Source organism: Dactylosporangium sp. CA-152071 (assembly GCF_050936335.1).
Classification (GTDB): domain Bacteria; phylum Actinomycetota; class Actinomycetes; order Mycobacteriales; family Micromonosporaceae; genus Dactylosporangium; species Dactylosporangium maewongense.
Window position 1 is genome coordinate 7,143,887 of the sequence record NZ_JBNJMZ010000001.1, and the last position, 24,943, is coordinate 7,168,829.

Here is a 24,943-nt window from a genome sequence, read left to right on the forward strand (position 1 = left end):
CAGGGGTGACTAGCGGCTGTCCTCGGTTTAACGTCGAGAGACGACCTGACCGAAGACCTTGCCGGCGTTCGCGAAGCGCCGGTTCGGAAGGGAGGACCCTGCCCCGTCCGTTTCGGTCGCGTGCCGCGAAGGCTCAGCCTCTGGGGAGGCGCGATCCGGCCGAGCAGTCCGGACAACAACCGAACCCAAACCCGTTTCTTTAGCTAGACCCGTGGGGGAGGCCAGGAGTGGACATCGTCGTCAAGGGCCGCAACGTCGAGGTGCCCGACCATTACCGGCAGCACGTCGCAGACAAGCTGCAGAAGGTCGAGCGATACGACCACAAGCTCATCCGCGTCGACGTCGAGTTGTTTCACGAGCGCAATCCGCGCCAATCCGATCACTGTCAGCGTGTGGAGATCACGTGTGTCTCCAGAGGGCCGGTGATCCGGGCGGAGGCCTGCGCCGCCGACTTCTACAGTGCGCTGGACGCCGCCATCGCCAAGCTGGACAGCAGGCTGAGCCGGGCCGCCGACCGCCGGCGCGTCCACCGGGGGCGGCACGCGCCGGTCTCCGTCGCCGCGGCGACCGCGTCGCTGGCGTTCACACAACCTGAGCGCGCGAGCGTCGCCACACTCGCCGACGTCGAGGCCGAGTCCTTCGACCTGATCGACGAGCAGGACGACCAGCCGTGGCACATCGTCCGGGAGAAGGAACACCCGGGCGAGCCGATGACCGTGGACGACGCGCTGTTCCACATGGAGCTGCTCGGCCACGACTTCTACCTTTTCAACGACAAGGAGTCGGGCCGGCCCAGCGTCGTCTACCGCCGCAAGGCGTACGACTACGGGGTCATGAGCCTCGGCACCTGAGCCGTTGCCGCCGAACGGCGGGCCGGTGTGAACCGGCCCGCCGTCCGCTCACAGGTCGCGGGCCAGGACCGCGGTGTCGGGGTAGTCGGCGAAGACGCCGTCGAGCCCGGCCGCCAGGAAGGTCCTGATCTCGCCGATCACGTCGCCCCACGCGTTGGGGTCGGTGCCCTTGCGCAGGTTGAGCGGCAGGAACTGGTTCTCGTTGCGGAACGTCCAGGAGTGCACCTTCAGGCCGCGCGCGTGAGCGTCACCGATCAGCGCCGTCGGCTGCAGCAGGTTGCCGGCCGGGTCCCGCGCGATGACCAGGTTCTTCGTCGCGCCCACGCCGTTGGTGAAGGTCTTGAGCCAGTCCAGGCCGGCCGGCTTGGCGAGGTCCGCCCACGTCCGCGGGTCGCCGCTGCTGCGGAAGTCGAAGGGCGAGCCGACCGCGTCGAGCAGCACCACCGACGGCGTGTCCACCAGGCCGCGCAGCTTCTTGATGCTGGTCGGCTCGAAGGACTGCAGGAAGACGTTCGCGTTGCGGCCGGCCAGCCCGTTGCGCTTGAGGATCCGGGCGAGCAGTGGCTCCAGCGCGAGCCCGACGGACGCGAAGTACGTGGGGTGCTTCGTCTCCGGGTAGATGCCCACGCCGGCGGAGCGGGCGAGGTCGATGACCTCCTGCAGGGTCGGGATCTCGAAGAGCCCGTCGTAGATCGTGTTGTGCGGGCGGACCGCGGGCAGCCGCTCGACCGCGCGCAGCGTCTTGAGCTCGGCGAGGGTGAAGTCCTCGGTGAACCAGCCGGTGACGCTGACCCCGTCGATGGTCTTCGTGGTCCGCCGGCCCGCGAACTGCGGCTTCGACGCCACGTCGGTGGTCCCCGAGATCTCGTTCTCGTGCCGGGCGACGAGCTGGCCGTCCTTGGTGGGCACGAGGTCGGGCTCGATGAAGTCCGCGCCCATCGCGATCGCCAGGCGGTACGCCGCCAGGGTGTGCTCGGGCCGGTGGCCGCTCGCCCCGCGGTGCCCGATGACGAGCGGCCGGGCCGGCCGCGGCTTCGTGGTGTGGGCGGAGGCCGCGGGGCTGACGAGGGCCTGTGGAAGGACCGCCGCCCCGGCGGCCACCGAGATGCCGGAGATCACTGCACGTCGACGCATGCCCAGACTGTCTCGGGCACACGGCAACGCCACATGACGCCTAGGTTGCCGCCGGGCGCAGCTTGGCGAACTGGATGTTGTCGATCCGGGTGCCGTCCGGGCCGGGCAGCCGGCTGCGCTGCAGGCCCTCGCGGTGATACCCGGCCGCCTCCAGGACCCGCTGCGACGCGACGTTGTCCGGGGCGGTGCCGGCGGTCATCCTCGCCATCCCGATCTCGAAGCCCCACGCGGTGACCAGCCGGGCGGCGCGGGAGGCGCACCCCTTGCCGCGCGCCTCCGGGGTGAGGCTGTAGCCGATCATCGCCTCGCGCAGGAGCGGCTCGAAGTAGAACAACGCGATCTCGCCGAGGTAGGTGCCGCCGTCGGCGTCCCGGATGGTCATCTCCGCCCGCTGGCCGGCCAGCCACTTCGACACCGACTCGGCGCATTGACGGGTCACGACGGCCGGGTCCATCGGGGTGCCGACGACTGACCTGCCGCTGACGTCCGGGCGGCTGCGCATCTGGTACGTGCTGGGCCCGTCCTCCTCGCCGATCGGGCGCAGCGCGACGACGCCGTCGGTCAGCACGCCACCGGGCAGGTCCGGCAGGGCGCGGGCGCTGGGGCCGGGCGGGTCGCCGGCGGTCCTGGCCCACACGACCATGTCCTGCCAGCTGCCGTCCGCGGCCTGCGAGGCGGCCCGGGCGACGCCCTCCCGGACGTACCCGCCGGCGACGGCGACCCGCTGGCTGGCGCCGTTGGTCAGCGCCGTCACCAGGTACAGCCGCTGCAGCCCCTGCGCGAACAGCCCGGCGCTGAACTGCTCCAGCGCCGCCGACGCCACCCCCTGCCGGCGGGCCCACGGCGCGACCCAGTAGCCGACCTCCACGGTGCCGGTGCCGCGTGGCGTCGACCCGATCGCGCCGAGCACCCGGTCCGTCGCCGCGTCGACGATCGCCGGGTCCCCGGGCTTCTGCCGGAAGAACGCCAGGGCGTCGTCGCGGGTGTACGGCTGGGGCAGGAACGGCAGGTAGTGCGCGATGGCGGGGTCGCCGCACGCCTCGGCGACCGCGTCGGCGTCCTCGTCCCGGAACGGCCTGAGCGCGACGGTCATTTCAGGTCCCGCTTGAGCAGGGTCGCCACCCAGCCGTCGACCCGCGTGCCGCGCTGCTCGCAGCTGTCCCGCTGGACGCCCTCGATCACGAATCCCACCTTCTCCGCCACCCTCCTCGATCCGATGTTGCCCACGTGCGCGCGCCAGACGATCCGGCCCAGGCCGAGCCGGTCGAACCCGAAGCCGCAGATCGCGCGCGCCGCCTCGGTCATGAAGCCCTTGCCCCGCATCCACGGCGCGGAGGAGAAGCCCAGCTCCGCGCTGACCGGGTCCATCGGGTTGATCCGCAGGTCGATGGTGCCGGCGAACCGGTCGTCGGGGTCCGCGACCACGAACCCCACCCCCGTGCCCTGCAGCCAGCCGTTCGGGTACCGGTGGTGGATGAAGTCCATGGCATGCTCCGGGCCGTAGTCCAGGGGGACCGACGTCCACTGGACGGTCTCCGGGTCGCGGAACGTCATCACCAGGTCGTCCAGGTCGCCGTCGCGGGCCAGCCGCAGCGTGCCCGGCCCGGCCGGCAGGCGGACCGGCGGGGTGCAGAACGTGTGGGCGCGCAGCGCGCCCGGGCCGCCCGGAGCGACCCACGCCGGGGGTGTGTCGCAGACCTCGCCGGGCAGCATCACCCCATGCCAGCCGTCGACGAACCCGCCCTCCTTCGCCGGCAGCAGCGCCCGCACCACGCCGTCGAACGTGAAGCCGATCCGCTCGGCGGTGAGCTTCGACGAGTGGTTGCCGACCTCGGCGCGCCAGACGAGCTTCGTGAGCCCCAGCACCTCGAACGCCCAGTGCGCGACGGCCCGGCCGGCCCGCTCGGCGACCCGCCGCCCGCGCGCCCAGGGCGCCACCCAGGTGCCGAGCTCGCCCTGCCGGTTGCGCAGGTCGAGGGTGACAAGGCCGGCGGAGGCGAGCAGTTCACCCGTGCGGGCGTCGAACACCCCGAGCGGCGCCGACGTCTCGGTGACCCACGCGGCCCGTGACATCTCCCGCACGTAGGCGGCGGCCTGTTCCCGCAGGTAAGGCACAGGCACCATGGTCCAGCGCTGAATCAGGGGATCCTGGCAGGCGAGGAAGACGTCCTCGGCGTCGTCCTCATGCCAGGCGCGCAGGACGAGCCCGTCGCCGGTGGTCAGTTCGATCGGCTCCATGACCGCCGATCCTGCCCCAAATGTGCCCGCTGTCGGCGGATATTTCTTCGGTACATCGAAGCGATTTGTACGGCTTTGTCCATCAGTGTCCGTAGAGTGGGTGGGCGGGGGCGGCAGTTCGGGCAAGAAGCCGCCTACGATGGGTCGCAGACGTTTAAGGGAGCGCTGACCCGTGTCGATTTTCGAGAAGATCCTCCGCGCCGGCGAAGGTCGCCAGGTGCGGCGGTTGAAGGCTGTCGCAGATGCCGTCAACTCGCTGGAGGAGGAGTACACCGACCTCTCCGACGAAGAGCTGGCCGACATGACGAACCAGTTCAAGGAGCGGCTCGCCGACGGTCAGACGCTGGACGACATCCTGCCTGAGGCGTTCGCGGTCGCCCGCGAGGCCGCCTCCCGGGTGCTCGGTCAGCGACACTACGACGTGCAGGTCATGGGCGGCGCCGCCCTGCACTACGGCAACATCGCCGAGATGAAGACCGGTGAGGGCAAGACCCTCACCTGCGTGCTCCCCGCATATCTCAACGCGCTCTCGGGCAAGGGCGTGCACGTCATCACGACCAACGACTACCTCGCCCAGCGCGACGCCGAGTGGATGGGCCGCGTGCACCGGTTCCTCGGCCTGACCGTCGGCACCGTGCTGCCCAACCAGCCGTCGTCGGCGCACCGGGCCGCGTATGACTGCGACATCACGTATGGCACCAACAACGAGTTCGGCTTCGACTACCTGCGCGACAACATGGCGTGGTCGCGTGACGAGCTCGTGCAGCGCGGCCACAACTTCGCGATCGTCGACGAGGTCGACTCGATCCTGATCGACGAGGCCCGCACCCCGCTGATCATCGCCGGCCCGGCCGAGCAGTCCGCTCGGTGGTATCAGGAGTTCGCCCGCGTCGTCGGCCGCCTGAAGCGCGGCAAGGACGGCGACGGCGACTACGAGGTCGACGAGTCCAAGCGCACGATCTCCGTCACCGAGCGCGGCGTCGGCAAGGTCGAGGACCAGCTCGGCATCGACAACCTCTACGAGTCGGTCAACACCCCGCTGGTCGGCTACCTGAACAACGCCATCAAGGCCAAGGAGCTCTACAAGCGCGACAAGGACTACGTCGTCAACGACGGCGAGGTCCTCATCGTCGACGAGTTCACCGGCCGCATCCTGCACGGCCGCCGCTACAACGAGGGCATGCACCAGGCGATCGAGGCCAAAGAGGGCGTCGAGATCAAGCAGGAGAACCAGACGCTCGCGTCGATCACCCTGCAGAACTTCTTCCGCCTGTACTCGAAGCTGTCGGGCATGACGGGCACCGCCCAGACCGAGGCCGCCGAGTTCAACAAGGTCTACGGCGTCGGCGTCATCTCCATCCCGACCCACCGCTCCATGGTCCGCGTCGACCACCCCGACGTGATCTACAAGACGGAGAAGGCGAAGTACAACGCCGTCGTCGACGACATCGTCGAGCGGCACGCCCTCGGCCAGCCGATCCTCGTCGGCACCGTCTCCGTCGAGAAGTCCGAGCTGCTGTCGCAGCTGCTGCGTAAGCGTGGCGTCGCGCACTCCGTCCTCAACGCGAAGTTCCACTCCAAAGAGGCCGAGATCATCGCGCAGGCCGGCCGCAAGGGCGCCGTCACCGTCGCCACCAACATGGCCGGTCGTGGCACCGACATCCTCCTCGGCGGCAACGCCGAGTACCTCGCCGCCGCCGAGCTGCGCCAGCGCGGCCTCGACGAGGTGGAGGGCCCGGACGAGTACTCGGCCGCCTTCGAGGACGCCCTCCCGCGCTGGGAGAAGATGGTCGAGGACGAGTCCGACGAGGTCACCGACGCCGGCGGCCTCTACGTCCTGGGCACCGAGCGGCACGAGTCCCGCCGCATCGACAACCAGCTCCGCGGCCGCTCCGGCCGTCAGGGCGACCCCGGCGAGTCCCGCTTCTACCTGTCCCTGCAGGACGAGCTGATGCGCCGCTTCCGGGCCAGCGCCGTCGAGGCGGTCATGGACCGCTTCAACATCCCCGAGGACGTGCCCATCGAGTCCAAGATGGTCACCCGCCAGATCAAGAGCGCGCAGACCCAGATCGAGGCGCAGAACGCCGAGATCCGCAAGAACGTCCTCAAGTACGACGAGGTCCTCAACAAGCAGCGCAAGGTCATCTACGCCGAGCGCAAGCGCGTCCTGGACGGCGAGGACCTCAGCGAGCAGGTCCGCAACATGATCGACGGTGTCGTCGGCGACTACGTCACCTCCGCCACCTCCCTCGGCGAGACGGCCGAGGACTGGGACCTCGAGCAGCTGTGGACGAACCTCAAGCAGCTCTACCCGGTCGGCGTCACCATCGAGGACCTGGAGGAGGAGGCCGGCGGCTCGCTGGACCCCGAGTTCCTCAAGAACCAGCTCATCGACGACGCCCACGCCGCCTACGACCGCCGCGAGGAGGAGCTGGGCGCCGAGGCCGTCCGCGAGCTGGAGCGCCAGGTCCTGCTCAACGTCATCGACCGCAAGTGGCGTGAGCACCTCTACGAGATGGACTACCTGCAGGAAGGCATCACCCTGCGGGCCTACGCGCAGCGCGACCCCGTGGTCGAGTACCAGCGCGAAGGCTTCGACATGTTCCAGCAGATGCAGGAAGGCATCAAGGAAGAGGCCGTCGGCTTCCTCTTCAACCTGGAGGTCCAGGTCGAGGAGGCTCCGGCCCCGGTGCTGGACGTGGCCGCGGCCGCCGCGACCGGCGCCAACGTCCCGCTGCCCGAGCCGCACGTCGAGATCCGCGCCAAGGGCCTCGGCGGCAACCGCATGCCGCGTGCGCTGCAGTACTCCGCCCCGACCATCGACGGCGAGGCGGGCGTGCACATCGAGCAGCAGGAGGAGGCGCCCGCCCTCGGCCTGGGCAGCGGCACCACCCGCCCGGCCCCGTCGTCGTCGCCGTCTCCCGGCGTGCGCCGCTCGGGCCCGGCGGCACCGTCGGCGGCCCGCAAGCCTTCCCCCGGCCAGGCGGTCGCCGGCAACGGCCCCTCCCGCAACGCCCCCTGCCCCTGCGGCTCCGGCAAGAAGTACAAGCGCTGCCACGGCGCCCCCGGCGGCGCCTGACCCGCGCCGCCTGCCAGCCCCACCGGACGCCCGCCGCGCTGCTGCCTTCGTGTCGCAGCTCGGCGGGCGTCCGCATGTCCGCACCTGAACCACCGCCCCTCACGAGCGCACAGGGGAGCAGAGTCCCGGTGCGCCCGCCGCCGCCGCCCAAGGCGGGGACTTGGGTTGGGCGGATGAGTGGCGTCTGGTGCGCTCCGCTGCTGCTCAAGATGGGCGCGCCAGGACTTGGGATTGGCGGGTGGGCGGAGTCCGATGCACCCCGCCGCTGTTCAAGGCGGGCGCCGGGGATCTGGGATTGGCGGGCGGGTGAAGTCTCGGGGCGCCCGCCGCTGCTCAGGTTGGGTGCGCCCGGGGCTTGGGATTGAGGGTGGGTGGAGTCCCAGCGCGCTCAGCGCCCCTCCCGCGGGCGGCCGGGTTGCGGGCGAGGTCGTTCGGTGCGCTCCGCCGCTGTTCAAGGCGGGCGCCGGGGATCTGGAGTTGGCGGGCGGGTGGAGTGCCCCGTTGCGCCTGCCGCTGCTCGGGTTGGGGTGCACCCAGGGACTGCGTTGAGGGGTGGATGGAGTCCCAGTGTGCCCGCCGACCTCCCGCGAGCGCCGGGGCATGGGGTTGAGCGGAGAGTCCGGTGCGCCCCCTGTTGCTCAAAGATGGCGCGCTGGGAACTTGGGGTTGAGGGGGGAGCCCTGGTGTGCTCGCCGTTGCTCAAGGCAGGTGCCCGGGGCCTGGGTGGGTGGAGTCCGGTGCGCCCGGCCGCTGTTCAAGACGGGCGCAGGGGGATCTGGAGTTGGGCGGGTGGGTGGAGTGCCCCGGGGCGCCTACCGTCGCTCAAGCTTGGTGCACCCGGGGCTTGGGGTGGAGGGGTGGGTGGAGTCCCAGTGCGCCCGCCGCCCCTCCAGCGGGCGCACCGGGGGTCTGTGCGGACCTCGGTGGTGGGTCTCGGTGGTGAGTGGGGTGCCGGGCAGCGGGAGCCTTACCCGGTCCGCGAGGTTGACCGGGTGAGGGCTCCCGCTGCCCTGTCGGGGCCCGTCCTGCCCCGTGCCGGGACGGGCGGTGTGGCGGGGGGATCGGGGGCTTGGGCCGGTGCCGCCTGCCGCCCTCCCTCGGCGGGCGGCACCGGGGCTTCAGACGACCTGGACCAGGGTGCACAGCCAGGTGGGGTGGCCCGTGGTCCGGTGGGGCATGCGCTCCAGGCGGACGGCCATCGCCCAGGTGGCGGAGCCCTGCTCGAGGATGGCGACCAGCTCGGCGATGCCGGGCAGGGGTTCGGTGACGAGCATGCGCCTGACGCGGACGAGGTGGCCCTGGCGGGCGGCGTGCGACGGGGTCATGCGGACGCGGACGGTCCGGCGGATCAGCTGGTCGGTGATGGCGGTGCAGTGCTTCGGGTGGGTGACCTGGCGCAGGTGGGAGGCCGGGCGGTAGCCGTTGAGGATCTCGACGCACATGCCGACGAACCGCTGGGCGGACGGGTGCGGCGGTGACAGTGCGGGCGTCCCGGCCGAGGGCGGTGCCGGGGCCTGGCGGGCGGAGGCGGGGGCCGCCCTGGTGGGGAACGCCACCCAGTCACCCGGCAGGAAGTCCATGCCGCCGGTGGGTTGTGAAGGCCGGCGGACCACGGCCTCCTCGCACGGCGGGTCGAGCGGCGGGGCGGGACGGGCCACGACGGCCGCATCACCGGCCACTGCCGCCGAGTGATCAGCGGCGCCACCGGCCAGAGCCGCCGGGCGGTCGGTCGCGCCGGCGGGGGAGCAGGCCGATGGGGTGGGCGCGTCGCTGGGCGGGCGGGCTGCGCGGCGGGACGGCGAGGTGGTGGCCGCGGTGCCGGGGCGGGACGCCGACGTGCGGGCGCGGCGTGGGCGAGTGGGCGTCGTGGTGGGCGCCATGACTTCCCCCGATCCTTGCGTTTGCCTACGTTTGCCTCCTCCTTTCTAAGACCGTACCGAACCCCGGTCAAGGCAAACGTAAGCAAACGCAAGATCAACTCGACCGCAAAGAGATGATAAATCTGGACAATGGGTAAGCGTCGCTTTGCGCGGGTGGGCAGGGGCTACAGCGCGTCGTCGAAGCGGTCCGTGAGCGGGTTCGAACGCACCCATTCCGCCGTCTCCGCGTACTTGCGCTCGATGTATTCCTCCAGCTTGGAGCGCTCGATCCGCCACTGGCCCCGGCCGCCGACCTTGATCGCGGGCAGCTCGCCGCTGCGGACCATGTGGTAGACCTGCGACGTCGACACGTTCAACTGCTCGGCGACGTCGGCCATGAGCAGGAATCGCGGCTCCATGACCTCAGTTTGCCACCGTTAGGCCCCGACAGCCCCGGACGGCCCCCCACGAGCGCTGAGGGACACATGGGCGTTTCCGCACCGAAAACGGCGATGAGGGTGTAGTACAGGTGGCGTGACGAGTGACCTCACCCGTGTGTACCTGCCCGCGACCCTCGCCCAGCTGGCCGTCCTGCGGGAGAGCGGCGAGCTGCCCCCACCGTCCGAGGCGCACGCCGTCACGCCCGCGCTGCGGGAGTGGTACGCGGAAGGCGACGAGGAGGAGCTGGAGTACGTCGCGTTCACCCGGGCGGCGCAGAGCGCGCTGCGGCTGCTGCGCCACGATCCCAAGGCGCCGCGGCGCAGGGTCGTGCTCTGCGTGGACCTGCCGGAGAAGGCGCTGAAGATGGCCGGGCTGGACCTCGGGTCGAGCCAGGTCGAGGTGTCGGGCAAGGTGCCGCTGCGGGCGGTCGCCGCCATCCACGTCGACGGCCGCGACGCGGAGCCGGAGGTGTCGGCCGCCGCGGAGGTGGTGGAGGAGGCCGCGGCCGGCGACCCCGACGCGCAGTTCACCGTCGACGGCGCCGAGGATCACGAGCTGGAGTGGTACGACCCGTCCGAGCTGGACCAGCTCATCCAGTAACAGCGAAGACAGCGAAGAGCTAGGCGCGCCGGATCGTCCGGCCGACCAGGATCATCGCCGTGAAGGCGCCCGCGAAGAGCACGATCATCCCGTGGTTGATCTGCTCCGGCAGCCGGCTGTAGATGATCTGCGCGTCGAAGGCGCTGTAGTCCTCGACGACGGCGGTCAGCGGCAGCCGCCCCAGCCAGCCCAGCAGCGTCGCGACCAGGGTGACGACCCCGGCCGTGGCGCCCGCCGCCGGGTACACGGGCCACGGCAGGGCGGCACCGGTGCGCCGCAGGGCGATGAACGCGACCACACCGGCCAGCACGCCGCTGAGGATCGACGTGGTCAGCTGCAGGCGTGACGCGGCCTCGGCCATCGTGCCGACGGTCTCCTGGTTGCCGAAGAGGTCGACGAGGTCGTTCTGGAAGTAGGCGACGACCAGCCCCAGCGCGGTGGCCGCCACGCCGCCGGCGATCCCGGCCGTGACCGCCTCCAGGAAGCGGAACGCGGCCGCCGCACCGCCGAGCGCGCCCGTCACGGCCACGACCGCCGCGACGTACGGCACGGCCGGCCCATGGTGGTACGCCAGCAGCATCCCGCCCGTCGCGAGCAGCCCCACGACCAGACCACCGGCGGCGCCCGCGAACAGCCGGCGCCACGGCAGCAGGCCGGCGGCCAGCACCCCGGCCGCGCCACCGGCGAGGGCCGTGGCGAGCAGGATGCTCGGCAGCACCAGGGCGGCCAGGGTGGTGACGAGGAACTCACTCGCGGCGTTGGCGATGACGCTGTAGGTCGACCAGAGAGTCAGCGCGAGCAGCATGAGCGCGACGACGACCACCGTGTAGGGCCGGCGTTCCACCTGAGACGAGACGACCTTTGTTGCCACGAGCTAGCAGCGTACGCGGAAGCGACCCGAACGACGGTTCAGGGGACCGTGGGAAGATGAGAGGAAACCTCGCCGACGTTGCCGAGTAGAGATCTGGAGTCCCGTGATGGATGGCCTGTTCGCCGTGCCTGACCCGACCAACGAGCCGGTCCGCGGCTATGCGCCGGGGTCGGCGGAGCGCGAGAGCCTGCAGCGCCGCCTGGCCGACCTGGCGGGCGAGCGGTTCGAGCTGACGATGACGATCGACGGCAAGGAGCGCATGGCGTCGGGCGAGCCGATCGACGTCGTGCAGCCCCACAACCACCGGCACGTGCTCGGCGTCACCCACAACGCGACGACCGCCGACGCCGCCGACGCCGTCGAGGCGGCGAAGCGGGCCGCGGCCGGCTGGCGCGACCTGCCGTTCAGCGAGCGGGCCGCGGTGTTCCTGCGCGCCGCCGACCTGCTCGCCGGCCCGTGGCGCGACACGCTCAACGCCGCGACCATGCTCGGGCAGAGCAAGACCGCGATCCAGGCCGAGATCGACGCGGCCTGCGAGCTGATCGACTTCCTGCGGTTCAACGTCCACTTCGCCCAGCAGATCCTCGCCGAGCAGCCGAAGTCGTCGCCGGGCGTGTGGAACAGGTTCGACCACCGGCCCCTGGAGGGGTTCGTCTACGCGATCACCCCCTTCAACTTCACCGCGATCGCCGGCAACCTGCCGTCCGCGCCCGCGCTCATGGGCAACACCGTCGTGTGGAAGCCGTCGCCGACGCAGCAGCTGGCGGCGCACCTGACGATGCGGCTGTTCGAGGCCGCCGGCCTGCCCGCCGGCGTGATCAACCTGGTGACCGGCGACGGGCTCGCCACGTCCGAGGTCGCCCTCGCCGACCGCGACCTGGCCGGCATCCACTTCACCGGCTCGACCGCCGTGTTCCGCACCCTCAACCGGACCGTCGCCGAGCGGGAGTACCGCTCCTACCCGCGGATCGTCGGCGAGACCGGCGGCAAGGACTTCGTGATCGCCCACCCGTCCGCCGACCCGGCCGCGCTGACGACGGCGCTGATCCGCGGCGCGTTCGAGTACCAGGGCCAGAAGTGCTCGGCGGCGTCCCGCGCGTATGTTCCGGCCAGCATCTGGGCGAAGATCAAGGACCAGCTCACCGGCACCGCCGACGAGCTGACCTACGGCGACGTCACCGACTTCAGCAACTTCGGCGGCGCCGTCATCGACCGGCGGGCGTTCGACCGGCACGCCCAGGCCCTCGACCGGATCAAGAACTCGCCGTCGTGCACCGTCGTCGCAGGCGGCACGACCGACGACAGCGAGGGCTTCTTCGTCCGGCCGACGGTCGTCGAGTCCACGGACCCCACGCACGAGGTCTTCACGACCGAGTACTTCGGCCCGATCCTCGGCGTGCACGTCTACCCCGACGCCGACTACGACGCCGTCGTCACGCAGGCCGAGTCGGTCGCGCCCTACGCGCTCACCGGCTCGATCTTCGCCACCGACCGGCAGGCCGTCGAGCGGGCGACGCACGCGCTGCGCTTCGCCGCCGGCAACTTCTACGTCAACGACAAGCCGACCGGCGCGGTCGTCGGGCAGCAGCCGTTCGGCGGCGGGCGCGCCTCCGGCACCAACGACAAGGCCGGATCGTGGCACAACCTGCTGCGCTGGACGTCGCCGCGGACGATCAAGGAGACGTTCGTGCCGCCGACCGACCACCGCTACCCGCACATGGGCTAGACCCGCGCTGGTGCGACCGCGACGATCTTGTCCAGGGTGAAGGCACGGTCGTCGCGGCGCAGCCGGCACCACGCGTCGATGGTGGAGCCGGACAGGTGCGCGTTGTCGATGACCCGCTCGGAGGCGCGGCCCTGCGCGTCGACGTAGCGGATCCACACCGGCGAGCCGTCCTCCACCGCGGTCGCGAGGAGCTGGGCCTGGTCGGCGCGCAGCTGCGGCGCCCGCTGCCGGATCAGCTCCAACGGATCGGGCGTCCGCTGCGTCGGCACGAGCAACCGCGCCGCCAGCTCGCCCGGGTCCACGGTGGCCCGCGCGGGTGGGCGGCGCGCGTGGTCGACCCGCGCGCGGTGCAGCCGGACCGGCCCCGGGCCGGCGTCGCGGGCCGGACGGTAGCCGGCGGCCCGCAGCGCCGCGAGGGTGTCCACGGGTGACAGCGCCGACCCGGCGACGGTCGGCGCGACCCGGCGCAGCTTCAGCGCCGCCAGCGTGCCGTCGGCGACCAGCGAGTCCAGCAGGTCGGTGTCCTCGCTGACGATCACGCTGCCGACCCCGCGCACGTGCAGGGTGTCCGCCGGCGGCCCCGCGGGCAGCAGTCGCGCCGCGACCTCCGCGACGCCCCGCCCGTCGGCGAGCGCCCGGCCGAGCGGGCTCAGCGCCCCGGCCGCGCACACGCCCAGCAGGGTGGCCTCGTCGACGATGCCGGCCACCACGGACCCGAGGTCGTCCAGGGCCCTCGTCTGCAGCGGCGCGGTCCACCGTACGAGCGGCGCCAACGACTCCACGTCGGCGACGGCCGTGTCCGGGGGCAGCTCGTGCAGCGCCCGCACCACGACCTGCCGCAGCGGCTCGCCCGACCACCACTGCGTCAGCAGCCTGGCGAGCCGGTCCGCGGCCGCCCGGTCGGCCCACTCGTCGTAGGCGAGCGTCGGCACGAAGCGCACCCCGTCGGGCCCCAGCAGCCGCGCCGCGACCGCGAGGTCCGCCAGCAGCGCCACCGTCGGCTCGTCGAGGCCGGTCGTGAACGCGAGCCGGCGCCGCTCCCGCACCGCGACCTCGCCGGAGCGCTGCCGGCTCAGCGGGCGCGCCGCCGCCGCGTCGAGGAGCACCGGAAGCCGCTCCAGCAGCAGTGTCGCCGCCTGTACCGCCGCGTCGCGCACCTCGGTCCGATCGGCGGGCCGCAGCGACGGCGCCGGCGGCACCGGCTCGAACGCGTCATGCCCGGAAGGGGCGGGCAGCTGCGCCGTGGTGAACAGCGCGGTGTCGTCCTCCGACGGCCACACCAGCGCCCGCTGGAGCAGCACCTGCAGGGTCGCGTCGAGCGCCGGGTCGTCGGCGGCGACGCCGAGCCGGTCCGCCAGCTCCGGCAGCGGCACCGGATCCGGTCCGCCGCCCAGCGCCTCCAGCACCTGCACGGCCGGCAGCGGCAGCCGCGCCACCACCTCGTCGACGCCGGTCCGGGCGGTCAGCCGCGCGGCCAGCTGCACCAGGTCCTCCGGCGGCGGCGCCCCGAGCGCGTCGGGACGGCGGCGCAGCACCGCGCCCAGCTCGTCCGCCGCCAACCGACCCAGCCAGCCGACCAGTGCAACTCTCGTCACGACTGGTGACCTTATAGGTTTGGGAGGTGACCAACCCATCGCCCGGCAACGTCGCCGGCAACTGGCAGGACGCGCATTTCGGGGAGCAGGGCGGCCGCCTCACGTACGGTGACTACCTGCAACTGACAGGCCTGCTCGACGCGCAGGTCCCCGAGTCGGACCCCGCCGCGCACGACGAGCTCCTCTTCATCACCATCCACCAGGTGTACGAGCTGTGGTTCAAGCTCATCCTCCACGAGCTCACCGACGCCCGCGACCGCCTCCTCGCCGGCGAGACCTATCTGCCGAGGGTGCGCCTGGAGCGCTGCCTGTCGATCCAGCGGGTGCTGGTCGGGCAGGTGGACGTGATCGACACGATGACCCCGCAGGACTTCCTGCGCTTCCGCAACAAGCTGTCCCCGGCCTCGGGGTTCCAGTCGGCGCAGTTCCGGGAGATCGAGTTCCTCTCCGGGTTGAAGGATCCGACGTACCTGCAGCGCTTCCGCGGCCTGTCCGACGCCGAGCAGGCGCGGCTCAACCGGCGCCTGGAGGAGCCGAGCCTCTGGGAGGCGTTCCTCACCACCCTGGAGAAGGCGGGCTTCGCCGTCGCCACCAAGGAGGACCGGATCGCGTCGCTGCTCACGATCTCCCGCGACCGGGAGCACCACGGCCCGTTCTGGGACCTCGCCGAGACGATGGTCGCGCACGACCAGGCGTGGGGCATGTGGCGGGCGCGGCACGTCCTCATGGCCGAGCGGCAGATCGGCACCAAGGCCGGCACCGGCGGCAGCGCCGGCGGCGCCTACCTGCGCTCCCGGGTCGAGCTGCGCTTCTACCCGGAGCTGTGGGAGCTGCGCTCGCACCTGTAGCACCGGCGCTGGGGAGCTGCGCTCGCACCTGTAGCACCGGCGCTGTGGAAGCTGCGCTCGCATATGTAGTCTGTCTACTCCTTTCTTTGTGCCAACCGGCCCACCCGGGCCGTCCAGCCGCATCGATGCGGGCCTACCGTCCTAGGTGATGGGGAGGGGTCCGCAATGAAGACGAAGACCATGCTCGGCGACCGGTACCGGCTGGAGACCGAGGTCGCCCGCGGCGCCATCGGCGCGGTCTGGCGGGCGTACGACGAGCAGACCGGCCAATGGGTCGCGGTCAAGGTCATGCGCGCCGAGGCCGCCGAGGTGCCCGAGCTCGTCGACGGGTTCCTCGGCGAGGCCGAGCTGCTCGCCGGCCTCGACCACCCGTCCGTCATCCGGGTCCACAACCTGATCACCGGCAAGGGCCTGCTCGCCATCGCGATGGAGCTCGTGGGCGGGCCCGACCTGCGGCGCCGGCTGCGCGCCGACGGCCCGTTGCCGCCCGCCGCCGCGGCCGAGGTCGTCGCCCAGGTCGCCGACGCGCTCGCGTACGTCCACGCCGCCGGCATCGTCCACGGCGACGTCAAGCCCGGCAACCTGCTCGTCCCGCTCGACGGAGGCCCGGTGCGCCTCGCCGACTTCGGCGTCGCCCGCCGCCTCGACCAGCCCGCCGGGCCGACCCACGCCACGCCCGAGTACGTGGCGCCCGAGGTCGTCGCGGGCGGCCTGCCCAGCCCCGCCTCCGACGTCTACGCGCTCGGGGTCGTGCTCTTCGAGCTGATCTGCGGCCGGAGCCCGTACCGCGGCGGATCCCCCAACGACGTCCTGCGCCGCCACGCGGACTGCGTGCCCGTGCCGCCGCCCGGGATGCCGGCCGCGCTGTGGCCGATCATCGAGGGCTGCATGGAGCTCGACCCGCGCATGCGTCCGGCGGCCGCCTCGATCATGGGCCGGCTCAGGGTCGCCGAGGGTGCGCTGGACGGCTTCGAGCCGCTGCCGCGGCTGCCCGCCGAGGCGGTCACCTTCTGGGCCCGCTCCGCCGAGCAGACCGCGCCCGTGTCCGCCCCGGTCCGCCGGGTCGACTGGGTGCCGCTGCCGACCGCCCCGACCTCACCGGCCGCGGCCTCGGCGGCGCTCATGGTGGCCGTGCCGATCAAGGACCTGCCGACGGAGCCGAACGGGCTGCCGCTCTCCGAGCTGCCCACGCAGGCGCGCGGGGCGGGCGCGTTCGCCGCGGCGGTCCGCCAGGACGTCGCCGAGCTGCCCACCGTGCCGTCCCAGCTGCCGGCTGCTGAGGTGCCGGCCTCCCAGCTGTCGGCTTCCCCGCCGGAGGAGCCGCCGGCGGACGCCGCCCCGCCGGCCTCGGAGCCGGAGCCTCAGACCGAGGTCATCGCACTCGCCCCCGAGGTGGAACCGCCCACCGGGGTCATCGCATCCGTTTCCGGCGCGGAACCCCCGGCCGAGGTCGTCGCGTCCCCTTCCGATGCAGAACCGCCCACCGAGGTGATTGCGTCTGCTCCTGAGGCGGAACCGCCCACCGAGGTCGTCGTGTCCGCTGCTGAGGCGGAGGCCGTGGTGCTCGCCAAGCCGGCGCAGAGCGCTCCCGGCGGAGCCCTCGCGGCGCTCCAGCAGGCCCTCGCCGTGCCGGCCGAATCCGCCACGCCCGCGGAGGCCGCTGCCGACGTCGTCGCCGAGGATGCCGCGGTACAGGCTGAGACCGAACAGTCTGAAGACTCCGACGAACCGGTCGATAACGGGAATGCCGGACCCGAGCTGGTGACGGACGTCCCGCTCTGGGGCGGCGACACGCCCGGCGGGGATGAGCCCGCCGCGCCGCCGGTCGAGGAGGGCCCCAACCCGGACGCGTTCACCGTGGTGCTCACGCCCGCGGTCCCCCAGCAGCGGGAGGCCTCCGCCGAAGCGGCCCCCACCGCCGAGGGGGAGCGGTCCACCGACGTCGTCGTGCCCGCGGCCTGGCCCGTGCTGCCCGACCGGCCCACCGGCCCCATCCCCGGAGCCTCGCTCGTCAAGCCCGACGCGCCGGTGCACCGCTCGCCGATGGACCCGGTGGATCTCGAGGATGCCGCCGAGCCGCCGACCGACGTCCTGGCGTCCGCCGCGGACGCGCCGCCGTCCGCCGCCGACCCCGACTCCGGCGCGCTGACCTGGCTGCGTGCCCCCGACGACGCGTCCGATGCCGCCGCGCCGCCCGCCGGCGAGCGCCGGTCCGACCGCCGGGTCCTCGCGGGCGTCGGCGGGGCGGTGCTGCTGCTCATCCTGCTCGGCGTCGGCGCCGTGCTCATGAGCGGCGCGTTCGACGGCGGCGGGCGGCAGCCCACGCGGGTGAACGGCACCACGCCCGCGGTCGTCCCCAGCGACTCGCCCGCCCCCTCGGCGGCCACGTCCCCGGAGCCGTCCAGCGCGCCGCCGGTCGAGGAATCCACCGCACCGGGCGGCGAAGACAACGGGGGCGGTGGCGGGAAAACGCCCACGAAGCGTCCGACGGCGGTGCCGTCGCCGGGGCGGAGCCTGCCGGGCATCGGTGATCCGCTGCCGCCGTTCCCGACGATGCCGTCCTTTCCTTCGCCGCCGAAGTTTCCGTCCTAACTCGACAGTCGCGACGCGACAGTCGACAGTGGATTTGTCGAAATCCTGGACTGAGCCGGAGAAAGATGACAGCGTAGGGTTCATGGCGGAATCTGGAGTCAACGCGACGGCGGCGGCCCTGCTCGGTCTGCTGCACGAGGGGCCGATGACCGGTGGGCAGCTGATGGCCGCCGCCCAGCGACGCCTCGGCGCCTACTGGTCGATGACCCGCAGCCAGGTCTACCGCGAGCTCCCCGCGCTCGCCGCCGCTGGTTATGTCAGGCTCGGCAAGCCCGGCGCGCGTTCGAGCCAGCCTTATGCGATCACTCCAGCCGGCAAGCGGGCATTCACCCGCTGGCTGTCGGAGCCCGCCGGCCGGGAGGCGCTGCGCAATCCTGTCGCATTGCGTGTCGCCTTCGGCGTGCAGCAGACGGGCGCGCAACTGCAGCAGGTGTATGCGCACGCGGTGGAATACCACAATGCGGCGCTGACCGAGGCCCGGGAAATGGCCAAAGAGGCGAAGAAGTCCGGCGACGAGTTCTTCGCCGCGTCGCTGGACTTCGCGGTCGGCTATCACAAGGCCGCCCTCACGTGGCTCAAGAGCGCCCCGACCAAATAGCGCCCGCCCGTTAGCGCCCGCCGGTCCGGCGTAGTCTTTGAGGGTGACCGCTCTCGACCACGCCGAATCGCTCAAGCACCTTGATGGCACCCTGCGCAACATCGAGGCCGTCCTCGACCTCAACCGGCTCCGCAAGGAGAAGGCGGAGCTCGAAGAAGCGGCGGCCGTGCCCAACCTGTGGGACGACCAGGCGGCCGCGCAGAAGGTGACGTCCCGCCTGTCCTACGTGCAGGGCGAGATCGGCAAGCTGGAGCGGCTGCGGGCGAAGCTCGACGACGCCGTCGTCCTCCTGGAGCTCTCCCAGGCCGAGGACGACGCGGGGTCGCTCAGCGAGGTCGCCGACGAGATCACGGCGCTGACCAAGTCGATCGAGGAGCTCGAGGTGCGCACCCTGCTCTCGGGTGAGTACGACGCCCGCGAGGCGCTCGTCACGATCCGCGCCGGCGCCGGTGGCGTCGACGCCGCGGACTTCGCCGACATGCTCCTGCGCATGTACCTGCGCTGGGCGGAGCGGCACGGCTACAACACCGACGTCTACGACACCTCGTATGCGGAGGAGGCCGGGATCAAGTCGGCCACGTTCGCGGTGAAGGCCCCGTATGCCTACGGGACGCTGTCGGTCGAGTCGGGCACGCACCGGCTCGTGCGGATCAGCCCGTTCGACAACCAGGGCCGCCGGCAGACGTCGTTCGCCGCGCTGGAGGTCGTGCCGGTCGTCGAGCAGACCGACGACGTGGAGATCCCCGACGACGAGCTGCGCGTCGACGTGTACCGCTCGAGCGGCCCCGGCGGCCAGGGCGTCAACACGACCGACTCCGCGGTGCGCCTCACCCACCTGCCGACCGGCATCGTCGTCTCGTGCCAGAACGAGCGGTCCCAGATCCAGAACAAGGCGACCGCCATGGGCGTGCTGAAGGCCAAGCTCCTCGCCGTGAAGCGGGCCGAGGAGACCGCGAAGATGAACGAGCTCCGCGGCGACGTCCAGGGCTCGTGGGGCGACCAGATGCGCTCGTACGTGCTGCACCCGTACCAGATGGTGAAGGACCTCAGGACGGAGCACGAGACCGGTAACCCCACCGCGGTCTTCGACGGCGACCTGGACGCCTTCATCGACGCGGGCATCCGGTGGCGCAAGCAGCGGGAGCTCAATCCGGCGTAACCCCCGTTCGGGTGACCCCCGGGGGTGTGATCATCGCATTGGAGTGCGGCGATCACCTTCGGTAATTAGGCGATCAAGGCCGCAAGTGAGGTGTACGTCACACTTGCGGCTGGAATCCCGTGTCTCCCTGCGGTTGGGGTCAGCTCTTTGGGTTCGCATTTAGGGCAAACGGCACGCGACGCACTTCGCGTACTTGGCGTGGATGTCACACCGCGTAGACTCACGTCCCGTGATTCGGCTTGACCACGTGACGAAGACGTATCCGAAGGCGTCCCGCCCCTCACTCGACGATGTTTCCGTCAACATCGAGAAGGGCGAGTTCGTCTTCTTCATCGGACCTTCCGGCTCAGGCAAGTCCACGATCATCAAGCTGCTGCTGCATGAGGTCACGCCCAACAAGGGCAAGGTCGTCGTCAACGAGCGCGACGTGACCTCGATGCGCTCGTGGCGCATCCCGGCGTTCCGCCGGCAGATCGGCTGCGTGTTCCAGGACTTCCGTCTCCTGCCCAACCGCACCGCCTACGAGAACGTCGCCTTCGCGCTCGAGGTCATCGGCAAGTCGAAGGGCGTCGCCCGCCGCGTCGTCCCCGAGGTGCTGGAGCTCGTCGGCCTCGGCGGCAAGGAGCACCGTTACCCCCATGAGCTGTCCGGTGGTGAGCAGCAGCGCGTCGCCGTGGCGCGCGCGTTCGTCAACCGGCCGCTGATCCTGCTCGCCGACGAGCCGACCGGAAACCTGGACCCGGACACGTCGATCGAGATCATGCGTCTGCTCGACCGGATCAACCGGACCGGGACCACGGTTGTCATGGTCACCCACGACTCCAACATCGTGAACCAGATGCGCCGCCGGGTCGTCGAGATCGAGAGCGGCCGGATCGTGCGGGACCAGTCGCGCGGTGTGTACGGCTGACGATCGCCAGATCTCGTCGTAGCCACCCCTTGACGTTGCCGGGTCCGCTGGGAAGGAACCCCACCCGATGCGCATGAAGTACATCCTGTCCGAGGTCCTGACCGGACTTTGGCGAAACGTCACCATGACCATCGCGATGATCATCACGATGACGGTGTCGCTGACCATGCTGGGCGCGAGCCTGCTGCTGTTCTTCCAGGTCAACAAGATGGAGGACTTCTTCTACCAGCGGGTAGAGGTGTCCATCTTCCTGAAGAACGACGTCACCGACGATCAGCGGACCAGCCTGAAGAGCGCGTTGGAGAGCAACGCGCTCGTCAAGCAGGTGACGCACGAGAGCAAGTCGGAGGCGTACGCACGCTTCAAGACGCAGTTCCGTGACGCGCCCGACCTGGTGAACGCCACCAAGGAGGACTCGCTCCCGGAGTCGTACCGCGTCAAGCTCAAGGACCCGAAGACGGTCAAGCAGCTCCAGGAGGAGTTCATCTCCCAGCCTGGCGTCAGCGACATCGTCGACCAGCAGGAGCTGCTGAAGAAGGTCTTCGAGCTGCTCGGCGCGTTGCAGACACTCGCCTTGACCGTCGCCATCATCCAGGGCGCCGCGGCGTTGCTCCTGGTGGCCAACACCATCCAGGTGGCCGCCTACAGCAAACGCCGTGAGGTCGCGGTCATGAAGCTCGTCGGCGCGTCCAACTGGTTCATCCAGCTGCCCTTCGTCCTGGAGGCGGTCTTCGCTGGCCTGATCGGCGCCTTGCTGGCCTTCGGCGGCCTGGTGGCCGCGAAGTTCTTCTTCATCGACGGGTCGCTCAAGGCCCTGGCCAACGTCCTGCTGCCGATCGACTGGAGCAGCATCTGGGTGATGCTGCCGGTCCTCGCCGGCGCCGGCGGCCTGGTCAGCGCGGTCACCGCCTGGATCACGCTGCGGTTCTACGTGCGGGTCTGACCCGCGGGCTGTTTCCACGAGGGGTGGGCCGGTTTCCGGCCCACCCCTCGTCGTATATCCGAAGTGCACCACGATAGGTGCATTTCGCCAAAATTCCGGACTTATGGGTCTTTCGCTGCGTACGGTAACCCTCAAGTGGTACTGGAGGGTTACGTGAACCGGATCAGGATCTTCTGCGCCATCGGGGCTTTCGTCGTGCTGCTGGGCAGCGGCACGGCCGGGCACGCAGACGCCCGCGACGACAAGGCCCGCATCGACCGCCAGATCCAGGAGACGCAGGCGACCCTCGAGGCGGCCACCGAGCGGGCCCAGCAGGCGGCGACCGACCACGCCGCCGCGACCGCAGCGCTGCCCGGCGCCGAGGACGCCCTCGAGGATGCCAAGGGCCGGGTCATCGCCGCCGACGCCGCCGCCCGCCAGGCGGAGCGCGACCGGGACGCGGCCGAGGCCGTGCTCGACTCGGCCGACGACGACTACGACGCCGCCAAGGCCGAGGTCGAGCAGGGTCGCGCCGACGTGTCCGTGTTCGTCGCCGCCACGTACAAGGGCAGCGGCTTCGCCATGTTCAACTCGATCATCGAGTCCGGCTCGCCGAACGACCTGGCGCTGCGCATCTCCTACCTCGACCGTGTCGCCGCCGAGAGCCAGCGGGCGCTGGACGACCTGACCCGCGCCAGGATGTCGGCCAAGCAGCGCTCCGCCGTCGCCGAGCTGGCCCGCGACAAGGCCCGCCGGGCGGCCGAGCAGACCCGCCAGGCGCTGCAGGACAGCAGGACCGCCCAGGCCGGCGCCGAGCAGGCCGCCGCCGACGTCCGGGCCCTCATCGACAAGAGCGCGCAGGCAGAGGCCGTCGCCAACTCCGAACGCACCGCCGTCCTCGCCCGCTACCAGCAGCTCAAGGTCGACAGCGACCGTGTCGCCGGCGAGCTGCGGGCCGCCGCGGCGGCGGAGGCGGCGGCCGCGGCGAAGGCGGCCAAGGCGGCCGGCAAGACCGGCAAGACCGGCACCGGCGGCGCGCCGCTCACCACCGCGATCCCGCCGAAGACCGGCGCCTTCTTCCTGATGCCCGTGCACGGCTGGAAGTCCAGCAACTACGGCATGCGCTTCGACCCGGTCTACAAGGTGTACCAGCTGCACGCCGGCATCGACGTCGCCGCCGGCGGCGGCCAGCCGATCGTCGCGGCCGCCGACGGCAAGGTGGTCAGGGCCGGATGGGCGGGCGGCAACGGCAACTACACCTGCATCTCCCACGGCCTCTACCAGGGCAAGGGGCTGGCAACCTGCTACGGCCACCAGTCACAGATCCTCGTCCACGTCGGCCAGACCGTGCACCGCGGCGAGCTCATCGGCCGGGTCGGCACCACCGGCGCGTCGACCGGCAACCACCTGCACTTCGAGGTCCGCCTCAACGGCAGCCCCATCCAGCCGCTGAACTGGCTGCCCGGCTGCCTCTGCTGACCGAAACCTTCTTGCCGCGCGCGATACGCTGATACTCCTGTCAAGATTTGTGGAGGGGTCGATGCCGCGCGAAAAGGGACGCAAGGTCGTCGCGTCCAACCGGAAGGCGCGCCACGACTACGAGATCCTCGAGACGATCGAGGCCGGCGTCGTGCTCACCGGCACCGAGGTCAAGTCGCTGCGCGCCGGGCGCTGCTCGCTCGTCGACGCGTTCGGGCAGATCTCCGACGGCGAGGTGTTCCTCCATGCGATGCACATCCCCGAATACACGATGGGCACCTGGACGAACCACCCTCCCCGTCGCGTCCGGAAGTTGCTGCTGAAGCGGCAGGAGATCGGCCGCATCGGCAACAAGGTCCGCGAGAGCGGCCTCACGCTGGTGCCGCTCTCGGTGTACTTCGCCGACGGTTGGGCCAAGGTGGAGATCGGCCTCGCCCGGGGCAAGAAGTCCTACGACAAGCGCCAGTCGCTGGCGAAACGTGACGCCGAGCGGGAGATCTCTCGCGTCATGGGCAGCCGCAACAAGGGCAGAACCGAGTAAATCGTCTCGCCTGGCTGAGTAGTGCTCGTCAGGCGAGCGAGCAATGCGTGCAAGCCATATAGTCCGTGCGTGACCGAGATACGGGTCGATGTCGACCTCGAGCACCCACCGTCCGCGGTGTGGCGTGCGCTCACCGAGGCCCACCTCGTCACCGACTGGCTGCCCACGACCCGGTTCATGGTCCGCGACGACGGCACGTTCACGTTCCAGGCGACCGCCCTCGCCGGCCTCGAGGACCCGATCGAGGGCGAGATCGTCACCACCGAGACGGCGCACCGCCTGGTCATGCGCTGGTCGGGGGAGAACCTGCACACCGTCGTCGCGCTGACCCTCGACGAGTTGGCCGGCGGACACACCCGGCTCACGATGACCCAGAGCGGGTTCCTCGGCCCGCAGGGGACGATGCGGCGCAGGGTGCTGCGCAGGACGTACCAGCAGCTGTTCGAGGGCCCGCTCGCGGCGACCCTGAAGAAGCACGCCCAGCCATCCGCCCCGGTCACCGCCGTCGACGCTCCGCCGGCCGTGCGGCGCAACGACGGCGGGCCGTTCAACCGGCCGCCGCGCCAGCCCAACGCGCCGAGCCGCTCCGCGCCCGGGCTCAGCTCGCACACCCGCTCCACCGCCGGCCCGCGCCCGACGACCACCATGCCGGGCTTCGCCGCCGCGGTCCTCGGCGCCCGGGCGACCGGGGTCGCGGCCGTGCCCGTCGTCGCCCCGACCGTCACCCCGGCCACCGCCCCGCCCGCCGCGCCGCCCGCCGCCGCACCCAGTCACCGGTCCGCGCGGCCATCAGGCATCGCGGCAGGCGTGCGTCGGCTGGGCTCCGTCGGTACATCTGCCGCAAACGCCATCATGTCGCGCGTACGACGCGTCGCGGCCGCTCGGGACTGGTCCGCCGACCGTCGCAGCCAGGCCGTGGCGGCGGCGGCCGCGATCCTGCTGCTGCTCGCGATGATCGCCCTGCTCGTCGGCAAGGCCACCGCGCCGCACCCGGCCAAGCCGCCGCGCACCGGCGGCGGCGTCGAGGGGCCCGTGCAGGCCACGTTCCCGGGCACGCCGGCCGAGCGGTCCCCGCGCCCCGCCCTGGTCGCGGCGAGCTCCGCCGCGGCGACCGCGCCGCCGTCGGCCACGGCCGCGCCCAGCGTGGTGGCCGCGTCCGGTCCGCAGCTCACCGCCAGCAGCCGCACCGAGGACCTCACGCTGACGTCCTACCGGGTCACCGTCACCGTCACCAACCCCGGCCCGGCCGCCAGCACCGACTGGACGGTCGCCGTCGTCCTGCCCCTGCTCGACCTCACCGTCCGCAACGTCGACGGCGCCGTCATGACCCGCACCGGCCTCAAAGCGATCTTCACCCCGGTCGACAGCACCCGGACCGTCCGCCCCGGCGGCACCGCCACCCTCCGCTTCGAGGTCGAAGGCCTCGGCGTCCGCAACGCCCCCCTCACCTGCACCATCGACGGCCGTCCGTGCACCCAGGTATCGGGATGAAAAGCTGGA

At 71.5% G+C, this 24,943-nt stretch carries 20 protein-coding genes; 13 read left to right on the forward strand and 7 right to left on the reverse strand.

Annotated features, from left to right (window positions below; all coding sequences use genetic code 11):
• Positions 1–227 precede the first annotated feature (227 nt).
• Positions 228–851, forward strand: coding sequence for a ribosome hibernation-promoting factor, HPF/YfiA family (gene hpf / locus ACQEVZ_RS32110; RefSeq protein WP_360559541.1), 624 nt, complete (start codon positions 228–230; stop codon positions 849–851).
• Positions 852–899: 48 nt separating this feature from the next.
• On the opposite strand, the gene ACQEVZ_RS32115 is transcribed toward hpf, so the two are convergent.
• Genes ACQEVZ_RS32115 through ACQEVZ_RS32125 form a run of 3 tightly spaced genes read right to left on the reverse strand, consistent with a single transcriptional unit; the run spans position 900 to position 4,223 of the window.
• Positions 900–1,985 carry a glycerophosphodiester phosphodiesterase gene (locus ACQEVZ_RS32115; protein WP_344501609.1) on the reverse strand — a complete coding sequence of 362 codons (1,086 nt, stop codon included), beginning with the start codon at positions 1,983–1,985 and terminating at the stop codon, positions 900–902.
• Between the two features lie 40 nt (positions 1,986–2,025).
• On the reverse strand, positions 2,026–3,078 hold the full coding sequence (locus ACQEVZ_RS32120) for a GNAT family N-acetyltransferase (protein ID WP_433373412.1): 1,053 nt from the start codon (positions 3,076–3,078) through the stop codon (positions 2,026–2,028).
• Positions 3,075–4,223, reverse strand: a complete 1,149-nt coding sequence (locus tag ACQEVZ_RS32125) for a GNAT family N-acetyltransferase (RefSeq protein WP_354890932.1) — start codon at positions 4,221–4,223, stop codon at positions 3,075–3,077. Before ACQEVZ_RS32125 ends, ACQEVZ_RS32120 begins: the two co-directional genes overlap by 4 nt.
• Before the next feature lie 172 nt (positions 4,224–4,395).
• Between ACQEVZ_RS32125 and secA the strand changes: the two genes are divergently transcribed.
• On the forward strand, positions 4,396–7,302 hold the full coding sequence (gene secA / locus ACQEVZ_RS32130) for a preprotein translocase subunit SecA (RefSeq protein ID WP_433373416.1): 2,907 nt from the start codon (positions 4,396–4,398) through the stop codon (positions 7,300–7,302).
• Between the two features lie 1,118 nt (positions 7,303–8,420).
• Here the strand turns inward: secA and ACQEVZ_RS32135 are convergent.
• Positions 8,421–9,182 (reverse strand): Rv3235 family protein, encoded by a 762-nt coding sequence (locus ACQEVZ_RS32135; protein WP_433373419.1) that lies wholly within the window; start codon positions 9,180–9,182, stop codon positions 8,421–8,423.
• 164 nt (positions 9,183–9,346) lie between these two features.
• Positions 9,347–9,580: a helix-turn-helix domain-containing protein gene (locus tag ACQEVZ_RS32140; protein WP_344501604.1), complete on the reverse strand. Its 234-nt coding sequence runs from the start codon at positions 9,578–9,580 to the stop codon at positions 9,347–9,349.
• A gap of 115 nt (positions 9,581–9,695) precedes the next feature.
• On the opposite strand from ACQEVZ_RS32140, the gene ACQEVZ_RS32145 reads away from it, so the two are divergent.
• Positions 9,696–10,202 carry a DUF6912 family protein gene (locus ACQEVZ_RS32145; RefSeq protein WP_344501603.1) on the forward strand — a complete coding sequence of 169 codons (507 nt, stop codon included), beginning with the start codon at positions 9,696–9,698 and terminating at the stop codon, positions 10,200–10,202.
• Between the two features lie 19 nt (positions 10,203–10,221).
• On the opposite strand, the gene ACQEVZ_RS32150 is transcribed toward ACQEVZ_RS32145, so the two are convergent.
• On the reverse strand, positions 10,222–11,073 hold the full coding sequence (locus ACQEVZ_RS32150; RefSeq protein ID WP_433373424.1) for a hypothetical protein: 852 nt from the start codon (positions 11,071–11,073) through the stop codon (positions 10,222–10,224).
• A 106-nt stretch (positions 11,074–11,179) separates the two neighbouring features.
• Between ACQEVZ_RS32150 and pruA the strand changes: the two genes are divergently transcribed.
• Positions 11,180–12,799, forward strand: coding sequence for an L-glutamate gamma-semialdehyde dehydrogenase (gene pruA / locus ACQEVZ_RS32155; protein ID WP_344501601.1), 1,620 nt, complete (start codon positions 11,180–11,182; stop codon positions 12,797–12,799).
• On the opposite strand, the gene ACQEVZ_RS32160 is transcribed toward pruA, so the two are convergent.
• Positions 12,796–14,394 (reverse strand): hypothetical protein, encoded by a 1,599-nt coding sequence (locus ACQEVZ_RS32160; protein ID WP_344501600.1) that lies wholly within the window; start codon positions 14,392–14,394, stop codon positions 12,796–12,798. The two genes, pruA and ACQEVZ_RS32160, sit on opposite strands and share 4 nt — an antisense overlap.
• A gap of 26 nt (positions 14,395–14,420) precedes the next feature.
• Here ACQEVZ_RS32160 and ACQEVZ_RS32165 point away from each other — a divergent pair, with 26 nt between their 5' ends.
• The 9 genes from ACQEVZ_RS32165 (at position 14,421) to ACQEVZ_RS32205 (ending at position 24,934) form a co-directional block, all read left to right on the forward strand.
• Positions 14,421–15,242: a tryptophan 2,3-dioxygenase gene (locus ACQEVZ_RS32165; protein ID WP_344501599.1), complete on the forward strand. Its 822-nt coding sequence runs from the start codon at positions 14,421–14,423 to the stop codon at positions 15,240–15,242.
• Between the two features lie 165 nt (positions 15,243–15,407).
• Positions 15,408–17,834 carry a serine/threonine-protein kinase gene (locus tag ACQEVZ_RS32170; protein ID WP_433373429.1) on the forward strand — a complete coding sequence of 809 codons (2,427 nt, stop codon included), beginning with the start codon at positions 15,408–15,410 and terminating at the stop codon, positions 17,832–17,834.
• Positions 17,835–17,916: 82 nt separating this feature from the next.
• The gene (locus ACQEVZ_RS32175; RefSeq protein ID WP_354890947.1) at positions 17,917–18,432 is read left to right on the forward strand and encodes a PadR family transcriptional regulator; all 516 of its coding nucleotides are present in this window, start codon (positions 17,917–17,919) and stop codon (positions 18,430–18,432) included.
• A 43-nt stretch (positions 18,433–18,475) separates the two neighbouring features.
• Positions 18,476–19,591 (forward strand): peptide chain release factor 2, encoded by a 1,116-nt coding sequence (gene prfB, locus ACQEVZ_RS32180; RefSeq protein WP_433373432.1) that lies wholly within the window; start codon positions 18,476–18,478, stop codon positions 19,589–19,591.
• A gap of 229 nt (positions 19,592–19,820) precedes the next feature.
• Entirely contained in the window at positions 19,821–20,501 is a 681-nt protein-coding gene (ftsE, locus tag ACQEVZ_RS32185; protein ID WP_344501596.1) for a cell division ATP-binding protein FtsE, read from the forward strand.
• A 67-nt stretch (positions 20,502–20,568) separates the two neighbouring features.
• On the forward strand, positions 20,569–21,444 hold the full coding sequence (ftsX, locus tag ACQEVZ_RS32190) for a permease-like cell division protein FtsX (RefSeq protein ID WP_344501595.1): 876 nt from the start codon (positions 20,569–20,571) through the stop codon (positions 21,442–21,444).
• Positions 21,445–21,597: 153 nt separating this feature from the next.
• Complete coding sequence (locus ACQEVZ_RS32195; RefSeq protein ID WP_433373437.1) at positions 21,598–22,902, forward strand: M23 family metallopeptidase; 1,305 nt, start codon at positions 21,598–21,600, stop codon at positions 22,900–22,902.
• 61 nt (positions 22,903–22,963) lie between these two features.
• Positions 22,964–23,443 (forward strand): SsrA-binding protein SmpB, encoded by a 480-nt coding sequence (gene smpB / locus ACQEVZ_RS32200; RefSeq protein ID WP_344501593.1) that lies wholly within the window; start codon positions 22,964–22,966, stop codon positions 23,441–23,443.
• A gap of 69 nt (positions 23,444–23,512) precedes the next feature.
• On the forward strand, positions 23,513–24,934 hold the full coding sequence (locus tag ACQEVZ_RS32205; protein ID WP_433373441.1) for an SRPBCC domain-containing protein: 1,422 nt from the start codon (positions 23,513–23,515) through the stop codon (positions 24,932–24,934).
• Positions 24,935–24,943 lie beyond the last annotated feature (9 nt).